Here is a 16,772-nt window from a genome sequence, read left to right on the forward strand (position 1 = left end):
AGCTGTCATATTTTTGTATTTTTTGCGCAACATGCTTGTCATTTTTCATCGTTATCCTTTCGCACAATAAAACAACCCAACTAGCAAATTAAGCTAACTTAACGAGTAAAGGTGTATGCGATGAAAGGCGTTAAACCACTGATTTTAGCAGGTATTGTAGCGGCATCTGCAGCAGTACATGCAAACGATCTAGATAAAGTAATTGATAAAAGCAGCGAGATAAACAAATCTGCAGCGCAATCACAAACTAAAATCGACAAGATTGCAGATTCAATGCAAGGTCGTTTACAACAATTCAAAGCCCTTAATAAAGAAATTGACGGCTTAACTGTTTATAACGCGCAACTTACTAAGCAATTGAATAACCAAATTGCAGAAATGGACGCGTTAAACGAGTCAATGGATCAGGTATCGGTTATCGAGCGTCAAATTACGCCGTTAATGATGCGTATGATCACAGGTCTTGAACAATTCGTTGCACTAGACGTGCCTTTCTTAACTGAAGAACGTAGCAAGCGTATTGCATCATTAAAAGAAATGATGGATCGCGCAGACATCACTTCAAGTGAAAAATTCCGCCGCTTACTTGAAGCTTACCAAGTAGAAGTTGATTACGGTCGCACTATCGAAGCGTATACATCATTACTGAATGTAGATGGCCAAGAGCGCGAAGTAGATTTCTTACGCATCGGTCGTTTAGAACTTATTTATTTAACACGCGATGGCAAAAAAGCAGGCAGCTGGGATAAAGAAACAAAATCGTTTGTTGAATTACCAGATTCTGCAATCAGCCAAATCAACAAAGGTTTACGCATTGCACGTAAGCAACTTGCCCCAGATATGTTAACACTGCCAGTCCACGCTGCTGAATAAGAGGTTTGAGATGAAATTATTAACGAAAATGACAAAAATGGCCGTGTTTGCAGCTGGCCTTGGTTTTGCTGGTAGCAGCCTAGCGGCTGAGCCAATGGATTTAGACTCATTACTAAAAACATTAGAGCAAGGTAAAGCACAGCAAAGCGCCGAAAATAAACAACGTGAACAAGAGTTCATGGCACGTCAAAACGAGCAAGTACAAATGCTTAAAGATACACAAGCAAAACGTACTGCAATGCTTAACGAGTCTGAGCGTTTAGAAACTCAGTTTGAAGAAAACGAAGTAAAGCTAGCTAACTTAACAGGCACACTTTCTAACCGCATGGGTTCACTTAAAGAACTATTCGGTGTGTTACAACAAGTTGCGGGCGATTCAAGCAACAAATTCATGACGTCAGTTGTTTCTGCAGAGCTTCCTGGTCGTAGTAACTTCATGGATGAGCTAGCACAAAAAATGGGTTCAACGTCAAAGCTTGCTTCTATCGATGATATCGAAAAAGTTTGGTTTGAATTACAACGCGAAATGACTGAGCAAGGTAAAGTATCTCGCTTTACAACAGATGTAATCGTTGAAGGTGGCAGCAAAGCACAAAAAGAAGTGATGCGTGTTGGTGCATTTAACTTAATCGCAGACGGTAAATACCTTGAGTACACACCGGCTACAAATACAATCAGCCAGCTTACACGTCAGCCTAGCAGCCGTTACACAGCAACTGCTGCTGATTTACAGCAAGCAAATTCAGGTGTTGTACCGTTCGCACTTGACCCTACAGGTGGTTCAATCTTAGGCCTTTTAGTACAAGCACCAGATACTGAAGAGCAAGTTCACCAAGGTGGTACGGTTGGTTACATCATCTTAGGTGTTGGTTTAATCGCTTTACTAATTGCACTTGAGCGTTTTGTATCTCTGATGATTATGGGTAGCAAAATCCGTCGTCAGCTTAAAGACACAGTGGCACGTGATGACAACCCACTAGGTCGCGTAATGAAAGTGAAAGACCAGTACCCAGATGTAGCGTACGACACGCTTGAGCTTAAATTAAGCGAAGCAATCATTCGTGAAATGCCAAAAATTACTCGTAACCTGACGCTAATTAAGATTATCTCTGTGGTAGCACCGCTACTTGGTCTACTAGGTACGGTAACCGGTATGATTAACACCTTCCAAGCAATTACCTTGTTCGGTACAGGTGACCCTAAACTAATGGCGGGTGGTATTTCTCAGGCACTTGTAACAACGGTACTTGGTCTGGTTGTGGCTATCCCAACAGTATTCTTATACACACTTCTTAACACGCGTTCTAAAAATATGCTGTTGATTTTACAAGAGCAAAGCGCAGGTATCATCGCAGAGCGAAGCGAGAAAGGAGCATAAATCATGGTGCTATTGATTGATGCAATCAATGCTCTACGTGATTTCCTCGACACAGGTGGCCAAGTTCTCTTGGTCATCGGGGTCCTCATCTTCGCGATGTGGTTATTGATACTTGAGCGTTTTATGTATTTCTTTGGTGGCTTTAAACGCTACAAGAAAGACGTAAAAAGCACTTGGAGCAATAGAGCAGAGCGTAACAGCTGGAACGCAGAGCAAATTCGCCAAGCGATGATTTCACGCGCTGGCATGCAACTAAATAATAACCTTGCGCTAATCAACGTAATGGTTGCGTTATGTCCACTTTTAGGTCTGTTAGGTACCGTAACCGGCATGATCGAAGTATTTGATGTAATGGCAATCACAGGCACAGGCAGTGCACGTTCGATGGCATCAGGGGTGTCTAAAGCCACTATCCCAACAATGGCCGGCATGGTGGGTGCACTTTCAGGGGTTTTCGCATCAACGTTCTTACAACGTCGTGCAAAACGCGAAGTGCAATTACTTGAAGACAACATGGTCTTAGACCACTAAACGAATTTTAGGGTGATGTGAGCATCACCCACTAGGAGACTAACAATGAGAGCGCCACTAGGTAACTTATTTCAAGAAGACGACGCTGAAGAAATCAACATGACGCCAATGCTAGACGTTGTTTTCATCATGCTTATCTTCTTTATCGTAACAGCATCATTCGTAAAAGAAGCCGGTATTGATGTAAACCGCCCAGAAGCGGCAACGGCAGTGAAAAAAGAGCGTGCCAACATCTTAGTTGCTATTTCTGACAAAGGTGAAATTTGGATCAACAAACGCCAAGTAGATGTTCGTGCAGTACAAGCAAATATCGAGCGCTTAAAAGCTGAAAATCCACAAGGTAGTGTGGTTATTCAAGCTGATAAGAAAGCCACAACCGATGTACTTATTAAAGTAATGGATGCATCACGTGCTGCAGGCGCATTTGATGTGTCGATTGCTGCGCAAGAAGCATCATAAGGAATGTGAGCGATGCGTTATATAGTTGCATTAATCATCGCTGGTATCGTGACTGTCATGCTGTTTTTAGGCATGCAGGCACTGATCACCGGTGGTGAAGGGGCCATGTCTGAGCCCGTAAAAGGAAACGTACTTGATTTTGTTCGTCTGAAAAAAGAAGAGACAGTGCAAAAGAAAGAACGTAAACCGCAAAAGCCACCAACGCCAAAAGAGCCACCTCCGCCAATGGAATCACCGCAAATGCAAAACAGTGATCCTAACGCGAGCAATGCCAACTTTGACTTTGGTGCCAGTGTTGAAGCCGACGTTAACTTAGCTGGCGGCTTAGCCCTTGAATCAAGCGACGGTGAATACTTACCGATTGTAAAAGTAGCGCCTGTTTATCCGCGCCGAGCTTTATCGCGTGGGATCGAAGGCTATGTGATTGTTGAGTTTACAGTAACCAAGCAAGGCACAGTACGTGACCCGAAAGTTATTAAAGCTGAACCAGAGTCTTTGTTTGACCGCGCTGCGATGGATGCAGCACTTAAATTTAAATATAAACCGCGCGTTGTTAACGGTGAAGCTGTTGAAGTAGCGGGCGTACAGAACAAAATTTCTTTCCAAATTAACGGTTAGAAAAGAGGAATGCGATTATGAAACCTTTAAAAGTTGCCGTGATTTGCGCGGCTGCTTTCACAAGCAGCCTTGTAGTCCCAAGCGTTGTTAGCATGTTACCAGGTGTCACACTGGCAACGGCTTACGCACAAGAACAAAAAACTAAACGGGTACCTGCACTGCGCGAAAAAGTGTATAGCCAATTAGCACGAGCACAAAAGCTGGCTGATGATGGAGATGCAAAAGCAGGGTTAGAAGCTCTTGATAGTATTCAAGAGCGCTCTTCGAGCATGAACTCGTATGAAATTGCCATGATGCATAATTTCTACGGTTTTATTTACTACAACGAAAACGACCTTGATAAAGCAATTGCATCGTTTGAAAAAGTAGTAAACGAAGATGCGATTCCAGAAACCTTACGTGTAAGCACCACGTTTAGTTTAGCGCAACTTGCAATGGCTAATAGCGATTACGAAAAGGTAATCAAATATTTAGCACAGTGGGATGTGATTAACGACAAGCCTAAAACAGATGCTTATTATGTATTGAAATCTCAAGCGTATTATCAGCTTAAAGATTACCAAAAAGGCATTGAAAACATTAACCTAGCTATCGCAGAAGCCGACAGCAAAGGTGAAATGCCAAAAGAAAACTGGTTAATCTTACAGCGTGCAATGTACTACTCACTTAATCAGTCTGACAAAGTGGTCGAGGTACTTGAACGTTTAGTTAAGCTTTACAACAAGCCAGAGTACTGGGTTCAGTTAGGCGGCATGTACGGTGAAACGGGCGCAGAGAAAAAGCAATTAGCGGTTTTAGAAGCGGCATATCAACAAGGTTTCATGAAATCTAAATCAGATCTACGTCAATTATCACAAGTGTATTTATACAACGGCCTGGCTTTTAAAGCGGCAAATGTTATGAGTAAAGCTATGCAAGACGGTGTCGCTGAAAAATCAGCGAAAAACTATGCCTTTGTTGCAGAAGCGATGGTACAAGCAAAAGAAGCTGAAAAGTCACTTGCTTACTTTGCAAAAGCCGCTGATTTAGTAACGCATGGTCAGTACGAACAACGTATTGCAGAGGTAAGCATCAATCTTGAAAAATACGAAGAAGCAGCGGATGCAGCACGTAAAGCCCTAGATAAAGGCGGCTTAGAGTTTGAATCGAATGTGTATGTTGCCTTAGGTATGGCGCAATACAATTTACAAAACTTTGATGCCTCGATTTTAGCGTTTGAACAAGCGGAAAAACACAAAAAGTCGCAGCGTTTAGCTGAGCAATGGATCAAGTATGTGAAGCGTGAAAAAGTGCACGCCGAAACATTACGTACCGCTTTACTCTAAATCGTATTCAACAGGTAAGCGTACAAAAGAACTAATTTATAATCGCAACACCAAAGCTGCCTTCGGGCGGCTTTTTTCAATTCCTAAAATAAACTAACTTACTCTTTTTTATATAATTAATATTGTCATTTTATGTTTATTAAAGTGTAACTAGTTTGTCATACAGCTCCCGTAAGGTAGTCGCAGTTTAAAACTCAAGTGACCCAAAAGCATTAAGTTTCAGTGCTTTTTGGTGACTTGAGTTTATGCGCTAACACAATAATTAAATATCTATCTTAACGGAGTGAACAATGAAATTATCTGGCTTATTCAAGGTTAGTCTTGTAGCTACAGCAATCTCACTAGCAGGTTGTGGCGGTGGTGATATCAACATCAACGTAGAAGAAACAGTTGAGCAACCAACTACACCTACTAACCCAACTACACCACCAACAACTGAAGAGTTACCGGGTGTATACAGCCAAAGTCTTTCGAACGAAGTGTCTGCTGCATTAGGTCGTGATGTGACAGTACAAGTTCTTTCAGGCGTAATCACTGAAGATACAACATTATCAACAGACGCATTTTGGGCGCTTGATGGTGCTGTATTCGTTGGTAACGATAAAGCAGACAGTGCAACGTTAACAATTGAAGCGGGTGCGGTAGTATTCGGTAACAGCGGTTCTGATTACCTAGTTGTTAGCCGTGACTCTAAAATTGAAGCTACAGGTACTAAAAACGACCCTATCATCTTTACTTCTAAGCAAGACGTAGTTGGTGAAGAAACATCTGCAGGCCAATGGGGCGGTATGGTGCTTCTTGGTAACGGTATCTCTAATAAGTGTCCTGCTGAAGGCGATTGTGCTCTTCAAGTTGAAGGTGTTGAATCTGGTGCTGTATTCGGCGGTACAGACAATACAGATAGTTCTGGTACTTTAAAGTACGTTGTTGTTAAAAATGCTGGTTATGAAATTGCCCCAGATAATGAACTAAATGGTATTACATTTGGTGCTGTTGGTTCTGGTACAACGGTTGAGTACTTACAAGTTCACAACAACTCAGATGATGGTGTTGAATTCTTCGGTGGTGCGGTAAATCTGAAGCACGTTGTATTAACAAGCATCGACGACGATAGCATCGACTGGGACAATGGTTACCAAGGTAAAATGCAATTCGTTTACGTTGAACAAGATCCAGATTCAACAGATGCAAACCGTGGTATCGAAGCAGATAACGACGGTAGCACACCTTCTAAAGAACCAAAATCATTACCAATCATCTCTAACTTAACAATCATCGGCAACAACTTCGACGGTGAAGACGATGCTGAGGGTATCTACCTTCGTGAAGGTACAGGTTTACACCTTTACAACTCTGTGATCACTGGCTCTGACGAAATGGGTGAGTGTTTAGAAATTGAAGGTGCTGAAGACGGTGTAAGCGAAACAGTTAATAACGCTAACGATGGTACTATCTTAATTCAAAACACATTCATGTCGTGTACTAATGGCGAAAACTTCAAAAACCCAGTTGATGGTAGCGGCAATTCATTACTAGAGCTTGAAACGTGGTTTACAGCACAATCTGGTAACGTAATCAATGATAAGCCAATGCTTGGTGCAAACGGTCAACCAATTGCAGGTTCTCCATTACTAGGCGCGGGCCAAGATGTAGCAAATACTGTTGATGCGTTCTTCGATACAGTTGACTTTGTTGGTGCACTGAATGATTCAGATGACTGGCGTGAAGGTTGGGCATTTGGTTACGGTGGCGGTGAAGTAACTGCACCACCAGCAGTAGCAGGTTGTCCATCAGGTACAACGTCAATTTCTCCAGTTGATGGCAGCACAACAACATGTGAAGTGTCTGGTCGTATCACCGCTGATTTAACTCTTACTGCGGGTAACTACTACGCATTAAGCGGCGCAGTATTTGTAGGTGAAGATAATGCAGATTCAGCTACTTTAACAATCGAGCCAGGCGTAACAGTATATGGCCGTACAGGTGATGATTACTTAGTAATTAGCCGTGGTTCAAAAATTAATGCTAACGGTACTAAAGATGAGCCAATCTCGTTCACTTCAAGCCAAGATGTGATGGGTGGTACTACAGCCGCTGGTCAATGGGGTGGTTTAGTACTTCTTGGTAACGCACCATCAAACAAGTGTCCAGCAGAAGGTGATTGTGCACTTCAAGTTGAAGGTGTTGAGTCAGGTGCGGTGTTCGGTGGTACTGATACAACGGATAACTCAGGTACACTGCGTTATGTTCGTGTGATGAATGGTGGGTACGAAATCGCACCAGATAACGAATTAAACGGTATCACGTTCGGTGGTGTTGGTTCTGGTACAACTGTTGAGTATGTACAAGTACACCAAAATGCGGATGACGGTGTTGAGTTCTTCGGTGGTAACGTTCAAGCGAAGTACTTAGTACTAACAAGCATTCAAGATGACAGCATCGACTGGGACAATGGTTTCCAAGGTAAAATGCAGCACATTCTTGTTAAGCAAGCAGCTGATAACTCAGACGCGAACCGTGGTATTGAAGCAGACAACGATGGTTCTACACCGTCTAAAACACCTAAGTCAAACCCAACAATTGCTAACTTAACAATCATCGGTAATACCTTTGATGGTGAAGATGACTCAGAAGGTATGTACTTCCGTGAAGGTACGGGTGCGCAAATCTATAACGCAATCGTAACGGGCCCTGAAGGTATGGGCGAATGTCTAGAGATTGAAGGTGCTGCTTCAGGTGAAAGTGAAACAGTTAAGAATGCTCAAGATGGTACCTTAATGATTAAATCATCAGTGATTGCATGTTCTGAAAACTTCAAAGACCCAAGTGGTGTAGATTTCAGTGTTGAAAACTGGTGGACAAACACATTAGGTAACTTAGTTGCTACAGGTCAAACGCAAGTTGTAAATGGTATCTTCACTATCGATACAACAACAGCGACAGACGTTAAAGCAATCGACGGTTTCTTCGATACAACAACGCACATTGGTGCAGTATCTGCTGATAACAACTGGACTGAAGGTTGGACAGTAGGTCTGGAATAACACAGTAAGCGAGGTGCTAAACAACGTGTTTAGCACCTTTAAACAACTTTCTGTAACTTATTTCAGATAGAGGTAAACATGAAACAATATTCAAAACAGTTCAGCTTAACAGCACTAAGCGCAGCTATCTTATGCGGATTGAGTGTCTCAGCACACGCAGCTGAAGCAGACGAAGAAGCTGTTCTTGAAGAAGTTGTTGTAAGTGCAAGTCGTTTAAAAGGCACTGCAACAGCTGTTCTAGAAGAGCGTAAACAGCAAGCATTCGTTGCTGATATTATGGGTGCAGAGCAAATTTCACGTAGTGGTGATAGTGACGCTGCTGCAGCGCTACGCCGTGTAACAGGTTTAACACTTGTTGATGGTAAGTTTATTTATGTACGTGGTCTAGGTGAACGATATTCAAGTACACAGTTAAATAATTCTGCTGTACCAAGCCCAGATCCAACGCGTTCTGTATTACCACTGGATTTATTTCCATCAGGTATTATCGAAAGCTTATCAGTACAAAAATCATATTCACCGTCAATGCCAGCATCTTTTGGTGGTGGTAACGTTGATATTCGCTTGAAATCAATTCCTGATCAGTTTGTATTTGATGTGACGGGTCAGCTTGGTTATAACAACAATAACTTTGATGATGGTCTTGAATACAACGGTGGTTCGGATGACTGGTACGGTGTTGACGATGGCACACGCGAAATTCCGCGTCCTATCCTTGATGTATACCAAAGTGGTCAATCGCTTGATGATTTAACACCTGAGCAAAGCCGTGCTTTAGCACTGTCGTTAAATCGCGATTATGATCCAAAATCAGCAAAGGTTGATCCAAATACAAAGTTCACTGCCACGTTAGGTAACAGCTTTGAATCGGATAAATGGCGCTACGGTTTCTTATCGTCGCTTAGCTACGATAATAAACACGTTGTTTCAGATGAGTATCAAGGTCAAGGTTTCTTGATTGGTGAAAACTCAACAACCATGATCCGTGGTTATGACCAAGTACTAAGTACAGAACACACGGTTAAGACATCAGGAATGGTTACGGTTGGTGTTGAGTATGACAAAGCGCATAAAATTGACTACACAGCATTAATCCTACGTGATACTGAAGATAAAATTTCAGACCGTTTAGGTATTGACCAAAACAACAATACCTCAGACAACAAGCGTGTACGCTCGTACGATGTTCGTTATGAAGAGCGTGAGCTGATCGTTAATCAGTTAAAAGGTATGCATACTTTTGATTGGTTGAATTACGCGGGTTTTGACTGGAAGTATTCAATTGGTCGCTCAAACCGTTACGCACCAGGTAACATGGAAACTCGTTTCATTGTTACTGATGCTAACGAAGATGGGTTTTACGATACAGTAAACGAAAGCGCATTAACCAATGCAACAACAGCTGCACGTTACACTTTCCAAGATTTGGATGATGAAGTAGAGAACTACGGTTTTAACTTTACGTTGCCTATTATGCTAGATGGCGTGGATGTTGAGCTTAAATCAGGTGCCGACTTTATCTCTAAAGAGCGTTCAGCAACTAACCGTCGTTTTGATATCAATACACGTGCATTCTCAGATGTTGACTTAAACGGAAATGAGTTAAACACCATTTTATCTGAGGATGTACTTACAAACGCGTCACTAACGCAGCCAATCTTAAACGACACAACGGTTTCAGGCGATGACTATAAGTCAGCGCAGAAAGTGGATGCATACTACTTCGAAGCTGATTTCTTCTTCAATAACACATGGCGTATTACCGGTGGTTTACGTTGGGAAGATTTCCGTCAAGTATCTGTTCCTCTTGACCCATTTACTGGTGGCCTTGCATCTTCTATCGATTATGATGAGTTAGATCAGCTCGCATTCCGTGAAGACGACGTTTATAGCGCACTTGCATTAACTTATGTACAAAGTGACGAAACGCAATGGCGCTTAAGCTATGGTGAAACTGTTGTTCGCCCAGATTTACGTGAGATTTCTGACGCAACTTACATCGATCCGCTTACAGAATACCCTGTAGGTGGTACGCCAGGTCTACGTACAACCCAAATCAAAAACTATGATTTCCGCTGGGAAAACTATTTTGATACGGGCGAGAACTTCTCTGTTGGTGTGTTCTATAAAGACATGGTTGACCCAATTGAGTCTGTTCAATCACCTGCACAAGATGGTCCACCTCTGGTACGTATTGCTAATGCAGAAGATGGCTATGTTGCTGGTGTTGAATTTGAATACCTGAAAGATTTCGCTTTCTTAGGTGGATTCTGGCAAGACGTATTCATGACAGGTAACGTGACTTTAAGTGACTCAGAAATCAACATGGACCGTCAGGCGATTGTTGAACAAACAGGGGTTTCTGCAGCGGTTACAAATACAACACGTCGCATGACGGGTCACTCAAAATATGTTGTAAACATGCAGTTAGGCTATGACGCACCTAGTGGGCAACATGCTTCAACGCTAATCTATAACGTATTTGGTGAGCGGATTATAATTCCTGGCATTGAAGGTCAAGAAGATTGGATGGAGCAACCTTTCCACTCTCTAGACTTTAACTACACCTATTTCCCTGATTTCAACTCAAGCTTGAAGTTTAAAGTGACGAATATTTTGGGCGCAAAATCTGAAATAGAGTCAGCGGGTACCTTAACTCGCTCTAAAGAGAAAGGCACTGAGTTCTCAATTGAGTACAAATATCAGTTTTAAATCTCTGACCAAGGAAGGATACAATAATAAATCCTAACGTTGATTTAGCCCTGCACTAGCAGGGCTTTTTTGTTTCTAGAAACCATTGCGTGTTATGGTAGTTCTAAGTGTTAAAACAGGGATTAAAAATGGACTTACGGTTAATTATAAATGGCAAAAAAGCGGCTGATGAGCAGCTTCGTGATGCCATCGGTCAATTTCGAACTCGTCAGCCACTTGCAGTGCGTGTTACTTATGAAGGCGGTGACATTGAGCGCTTTATTAATGAAGCAGTCGCAGAAGGTGTAAAACGTATTGTCGTAGCTGGTGGTGATGGCACAGTTAATGAAGCCGTTAATGCATTAATGAAACTGGAAAAGTCACAACGTTTAGAGCTTGCAATTGTACCTATGGGCACAGCAAATGATTTTGCTACAGCAGCTAATATTCCTCACGGGTACTTGCCAGCACTGAAACTTGCCGCACAGGGTCAGCCGTATGCAATTGATACGGTAGAGGTTGATAAGCGTTATTTTGTGAACGTAGCCAGTGCTGGCTTTGGGGCAAAAATTACCGCAACCACACCGCCTGCACTGAAAAACTTACTCGGTGGTGGCGCGTATACCCTGGCTGGTCTTGTACAAGCGCTGAGTTTTGTACCTTACAGTGGCGAGTTAACGCTGCCTGATGGTGAACGTACTTCGGGAGATATTATTGCCGCCGCCGTATGTAATGGCCGCCAAGCGGGTGGCGGTCAGCCCCTTGCGCCACATGCGTACATAAATGATGGCTTGGTTGATTTAGTGGCGTTTACATCATTTGCAATTTCAGATGTACCAGCGGTTATCGAAGAGCTCAGCAATTACCCTAATTCATCGCAACAATGGGTAAAACGCTTTCAAGTGCCTTGGCTTGAATGGCAAACACAAACAGAAATGCCAATAAACTTAGATGGCGAGCCAATTACCTCAAAACAACAGCGTTTTGAAGTGCACGCTGGCGCGCTAAATATGGTGCTACCAGAAGCTTGCCCAATGCTAAGATGAAAAATTTTGATGTTACTCGGTTAGCGCTGGTTTTGCTAAGGCCGCAATGCTAGATTACTTCTGTAAAAATTAAACTCTCACGCAATGGACTTTAATTTTTAACAGTTTAGGTAATTTGAATGAATCAAACAGTGGAACAAACAATGAAAAAAGTAGGATTAGTCGGTTGGCGGGGCATGGTTGGCTCTGTGTTATTAGAACGTATGCAGCAAGAAAATGATTTTTCTAATATCGACACGACTTTTTTCACCACCTCACAAACCGGTCAATTAGGCCCTGATCTTGCTGGCCCTGCTAAACCGCTTTTAGATGCCAATGATATCGCTGAGCTTGCGAAGATGGATATTATTGTTACTTGCCAAGGCGGTGACTATACCAAAGCCGTTTACCCGCAATTACGTGAATCAGGTTGGCAAGGTTACTGGATTGATGCGGCATCGGCACTGCGTATGAGTGACGACAGTATTATTGTGCTAGATCCGGTAAATAAAGACGTTATCAGTGCGGGCTTAGAGCAAGGTGTTAAAACCTATGTGGGCGGTAACTGTACCGTATCACTTATGCTATTAGCCCTAGGCGGTTTATTTGAACAAGACTTGATTGAATGGGTAAGCCCAATGACATATCAAGCGGCTTCTGGTGCAGGCGCACGCAACATGAAAGAGTTAATTGCGCAAATGGGTGCAATTCACGAAACAGTGGCAGACAAGCTTGCAGATCCAAATGCTGCGATTCTTGAGATTGATAAGTTAGTCACCGAAAAAATTGCCTCAAGCGATTTACCACAAGACCAGTTTGGTGTGCCTCTAGCTGGTAGCCTTATCCCTTGGATTGATGTACCAATGCCAAGCGGTCAAAGTAAAGAAGAGTGGAAAGCGCAAGTTGAAGCAAACAAAATTTTAGGTAGCAGCGAACAACCTGTCCCTGTTGATGGCTTATGTGTTCGCATTGGCGCAATGCGCTGTCACTCACAAGCAATGACAATTAAGCTGCGCAAAGACATTAGCGTTGAGAAAATTGAAGAAATTCTTGCTTCTCACAATGAGTGGGTAAAAGTGATCCCAAATGATCGTGACATTACCGCTACAGACTTAACCCCTGTAAAAGTAACTGGCACGCTGTCTATTCCGGTAGGTCGTATTCGTAAATTAGCGATGGGTCCAGAGTATATCAGTGCGTTTACGGTTGGTGACCAACTGTTATGGGGGGCAGCTGAGCCACTTCGTCGCATGTTACGCATTATTGTTGATGGCCAACATTAATCACACATCTCAATATTAAGGCTAGCAGTTTGCTGGCCTTTTTTAGCACTAAAGGAAAGTAATGCATACCCCCAATAAATGGAAAATGACACCAGAGCGAGTGTCGCAGTTTATCAAAACCTACAGCTTTGCTCTGATGGTTGATAGTGAGTTTGAGGCAACCCATCTACCATTAGTTTATAAACCCGATGAAGGCGAGTTTGGTACTTTATATGGTCATGTGTCACGGGCTAATCGTCACGGTAAAAGCTTGCAAGATACCCGTGTATTAGTGGTTTTTAACGGCCCGCATAGTTATATATCTCCCACTTGGTATAGCGAGAAGCCAGCTGTATCAACTTGGAACTACGCTGTGGTGCATGCCAAGGGCAAAGTAGAATACCTCAATGATGAAAACACCTTAGCCTGCCTAGATGAGTTAATTAGCCAATACGAGCCGAGTATTTTAAACGACACCAGTTTATTGCCAGCTGATTATCAAGCCAAGTTACTTCGTGGCATTGTTGGTATTAAAATCGAACTTGATTCAATTCAGGCAAAAGAAAAGTTAGGCCAGCATAAATCGGCAGCGGATCAACAAGGTGTTGTAACAGGGTTAAAATCAGATAAACACCCAGATGCCCAAGCCTTACTTAGCTATATGCTTAAACATGAAGTAGGAATAGGCAGCTAATTTGCATCCCGCAAATGCTGCCAATTGGTTGGAAAGTATCAAGCACTGCTTTGTTAAAAGCATGTTAACTACTAAAACTAAAGTTAGTACATTCCATGTATCTGTCAACTAAATGTCATATTTAGAGACGGTAAGTTTCGAGTTAAAGCAATCTTAGAAGATATGTAAAACTGATTGATTTTATTTATCCTAATCTACTTTGCACCGAAAAAATAAACACTTAATTATTTGCCGAACTTCCAAGCCCTCACTATATTTTCTTAAGTGCTTAGTTGGAAGTTGGCTATGAACATTTCAAAAAAATTAAAACTCGCCTTTGCGTCAGCCATTGCGCTGCCACTCATTATCATTGCTGTGCTTGTAATTACACAAACAAGACAGCAAGCCCTCGATAGTTTTGCCGAGCTTAGTGAAAGAGAAGCAAGACAAGTCGATAATGGTATCAGTATGTTTTTTGCCGAAATCGAAAAAAACGTCGATTACCTTGCTTCCCATGCCGCTATCTTAGATGCCAAGCAAGGTGTTAAAACCCATATGCAGTCACCTAGTGCAGAAAAGCTTGATCATTTAAGTGGTAGTAACATCGAACAAAACGCCTTTAGTTTGTTTGATCACTTTGGCGCCACCCACCCGGGACTTGCATATATTTATATGGGTAATGAGCAAGGCGGTTATATTCAATGGCCAGAGGGGGAAGTTACAGCGAATTATGACCCTAGAGTGAGGCCTTGGTACGAAACAGGCAAAGCAGCAGATGGTAAAACGGTAAGAACCAATGCCTATTATTGGGCAGCCGATGACATGGTAATTGTTTCTACTGTTAAAGCGATTAAACAAGCAGGAGAGTTTATTGGTGTGCAGGGCATGGATGTATCCTTGCAGGGCCTTACCGATATTATTGCGAACATTAAACTTGGTGAAACTGGCTATTTAATGTTGATTGAAGATAGTGGCAATGTACTGGTGGACGTTAAAAATGCTGATTACAGGTTTAAACAGTTAGCACAAGTCAATAACGGAAAATACAAGCAACTCGCTGAGAATAATCAGGGGCAATTTGAAATCGACATTAATGGCAAAGATTACTTAGCGAATATTTATACCTCACAAAAACTAGGCTGGAAATTTATAGGCTTAGTAGAAAAATCTGAAGTGATGAGTGCCGCAAACGCTATGACGATTACCATTTTAGTCATCAGTGCAATCTTGATTGCTGTGTTCATTTTAGTTGCTAGCTATATTTCTAAATTAATTTCTGCACCTATTGTTGAAGTAAGTGATGGTCTTACCGAGATATCGCAAGGTGGTGGTGATTTAACTAAACGTTTAGTGATTAAAACACGCGATGAAACGGCCAAACTGGCTAACAGCTTTAACTTATTTTTGAATCTAATATCGGATTTAGTCACGCAAATTAATGATTGTGCGCAAAATGTTAGTGATACCTCAGCGCAAACATCATCACAGGCGGCGCAATTATCTGGTTCAACATCACAGCAACAACAAGCCCTTGAAATGGCGGCCACTGCGATTAATGAAATGGCAGCGACTGCTAATGAAGTCTCTGCTAGTTGTGCCAATGCAGCCGAACTTGCATCGCAAACACAGCAGGCCTCTGAGCTTGGGCAAAGTGTTATATCTGAAACGGTTGATAGTGTTGTGTCTTTGTCTGAGGTGATCACCAAAGCAACCCAGGATATAAATCAACTCGACGCTGAAAGTGAAAATATCATGTCGATTTTAAGTGTCATAAGAGGCATTGCAGAGCAAACCAATTTGTTAGCCTTAAATGCAGCAATTGAAGCGGCGAGGGCAGGCGACCATGGTCGAGGTTTTGCGGTAGTTGCAGATGAGGTGCGTGCGTTATCACAAAGAACCTCAGAATCAACAGAAGAAATAGCAAGTCAGTTAGATACGTTACGTAAAATGTCTGATCAAGTGTCAAAAGAGATGACAACCAGCTTAAACCGTACAAACAAAACAGTTGATCTAGCTCATTCAGCACAGCAACAATTTAGCGAAATAACCGCGTCCATCGTCAATATTAGCGATTTAAATACACAAATTGCCACTGCAGCCGAAGAGCAACAGCATGTAGCCGAAGACATTAACCGCAATGTGGTTGAAATTAAAAATGCGGCAGATGATGTAAGCGAAATTGCCGATAGTGCAAGAGGTAATGGAGAGAAACTAAACCTGTTATCGAATACACTGACTGATTTAGTGGGTAAATTTAAAGTGTAAAATACACTTTGTTTCATATACTTTGCATGCTTTAATGGAATAAATAACTAAAGCGTGTAACGAATCATTTTGTTATTTGATTAGAGAACACAAGGCACGAAAACTCCTATAAAATGGCAAATAATGAAAATAGATAGTGTGAACGCCCAAGATTATCCAGAGCTACTCGCTGTATGGGAAAACTCAGTTCGATCAACCCATGATTTTATAACTGAAGACGACATCGCTTTTTTTAAGCCAATTATTATTGAACAGGCATTTCCTAATGTGACTTTAAAGTGCATTAAGGATGAGCATCAGGCAATTTTAGGCTTCGTTGGCGTACATGAGTGTAAAATAGAAATGTTGTTCATTTTAGATGCCGCAAGGGGTATGGGGATAGGTAAAACACTCTTGAACTATGCGGTTGAGCAATTAGCTGCCAACAAAGTAGATGTTAATGAGCAAAACCCACTTGCAGTGGGGTTTTATCAGCATATGGGGTTTAAAGTTGCCTCACGCTCGCCATTAGATGATATGGGCAAACCATTTCCAATATTGCACATGGAGCTCGTGTAGGAATGACTGCAGCCGTGTAGGTCGTCAATAACCGTAAACCATAAATATTCGGCGTTAAAACGCCTCCTAC

Annotated in this window: 13 protein-coding genes; all 13 read left to right on the plus strand. The window is 42.1% G+C overall.

The window, feature by feature from the left end; genetic code table 11:
* The first annotated feature begins 120 nt into the window (after window positions 1-120).
* The 13 genes from AN394_RS12010 to AN394_RS12070 all read left to right on the plus strand — a co-directional run bounded on the left by AN394_RS12010 (window position 121) and on the right by AN394_RS12070 (window position 16,702).
* Window positions 121-873: a DUF3450 domain-containing protein gene (locus tag AN394_RS12010; protein WP_054552068.1), complete on the plus strand. Its 753-nt coding sequence runs from the start codon at window positions 121-123 to the stop codon at window positions 871-873.
* Between the two features lie 10 nt (window positions 874-883).
* A complete protein-coding gene (locus AN394_RS12015; RefSeq protein WP_055021633.1) occupies window positions 884-2,251 on the plus strand; it encodes a MotA/TolQ/ExbB proton channel family protein in 1,368 nt (455 codons plus the stop codon).
* Window positions 2,252-2,254: 3 nt separating this feature from the next.
* Complete coding sequence (locus AN394_RS12020) at window positions 2,255-2,782, plus strand: MotA/TolQ/ExbB proton channel family protein (protein ID WP_054552070.1); 528 nt, start codon at window positions 2,255-2,257, stop codon at window positions 2,780-2,782.
* A 45-nt stretch (window positions 2,783-2,827) separates the two neighbouring features.
* The gene (locus AN394_RS12025; protein ID WP_036971869.1) at window positions 2,828-3,241 is read left to right on the plus strand and encodes a biopolymer transporter ExbD; all 414 of its coding nucleotides are present in this window, start codon (window positions 2,828-2,830) and stop codon (window positions 3,239-3,241) included.
* 12 nt (window positions 3,242-3,253) lie between these two features.
* On the plus strand, window positions 3,254-3,859 hold the full coding sequence (locus tag AN394_RS12030; protein WP_054552071.1) for an energy transducer TonB: 606 nt from the start codon (window positions 3,254-3,256) through the stop codon (window positions 3,857-3,859).
* Between the two features lie 17 nt (window positions 3,860-3,876).
* The gene (locus AN394_RS12035) at window positions 3,877-5,184 is read left to right on the plus strand and encodes a lipopolysaccharide assembly protein LapB (protein ID WP_054563804.1); all 1,308 of its coding nucleotides are present in this window, start codon (window positions 3,877-3,879) and stop codon (window positions 5,182-5,184) included.
* Window positions 5,185-5,474: 290 nt separating this feature from the next.
* Window positions 5,475-8,228, plus strand: a complete 2,754-nt coding sequence (locus tag AN394_RS12040) for a hypothetical protein (protein WP_054563805.1) — start codon at window positions 5,475-5,477, stop codon at window positions 8,226-8,228.
* A gap of 78 nt (window positions 8,229-8,306) precedes the next feature.
* Window positions 8,307-10,940: a TonB-dependent receptor domain-containing protein gene (locus AN394_RS12045; RefSeq protein WP_055021634.1), complete on the plus strand. Its 2,634-nt coding sequence runs from the start codon at window positions 8,307-8,309 to the stop codon at window positions 10,938-10,940.
* A 128-nt stretch (window positions 10,941-11,068) separates the two neighbouring features.
* Window positions 11,069-11,965, plus strand: coding sequence for a lipid kinase YegS (gene yegS / locus AN394_RS12050; RefSeq protein ID WP_055021635.1), 897 nt, complete (start codon window positions 11,069-11,071; stop codon window positions 11,963-11,965).
* 119 nt (window positions 11,966-12,084) lie between these two features.
* The gene (gene asd, locus AN394_RS12055) at window positions 12,085-13,227 is read left to right on the plus strand and encodes an aspartate-semialdehyde dehydrogenase (RefSeq protein WP_055021636.1); all 1,143 of its coding nucleotides are present in this window, start codon (window positions 12,085-12,087) and stop codon (window positions 13,225-13,227) included.
* A gap of 61 nt (window positions 13,228-13,288) precedes the next feature.
* On the plus strand, window positions 13,289-13,900 hold the full coding sequence (locus AN394_RS12060; protein WP_055021637.1) for an FMN-binding negative transcriptional regulator: 612 nt from the start codon (window positions 13,289-13,291) through the stop codon (window positions 13,898-13,900).
* 285 nt (window positions 13,901-14,185) lie between these two features.
* Window positions 14,186-16,144, plus strand: coding sequence for a methyl-accepting chemotaxis protein (locus AN394_RS12065; RefSeq protein WP_054563810.1), 1,959 nt, complete (start codon window positions 14,186-14,188; stop codon window positions 16,142-16,144).
* 123 nt (window positions 16,145-16,267) lie between these two features.
* A complete protein-coding gene (locus AN394_RS12070) occupies window positions 16,268-16,702 on the plus strand; it encodes a GNAT family N-acetyltransferase (protein ID WP_054563811.1) in 435 nt (144 codons plus the stop codon).
* Window positions 16,703-16,772 lie beyond the last annotated feature (70 nt).

This window comes from Pseudoalteromonas sp. P1-26, assembly GCF_001401795.1.
In the GTDB taxonomy this organism is placed as follows: Bacteria; Pseudomonadota; Gammaproteobacteria; order Enterobacterales; family Alteromonadaceae; genus Pseudoalteromonas.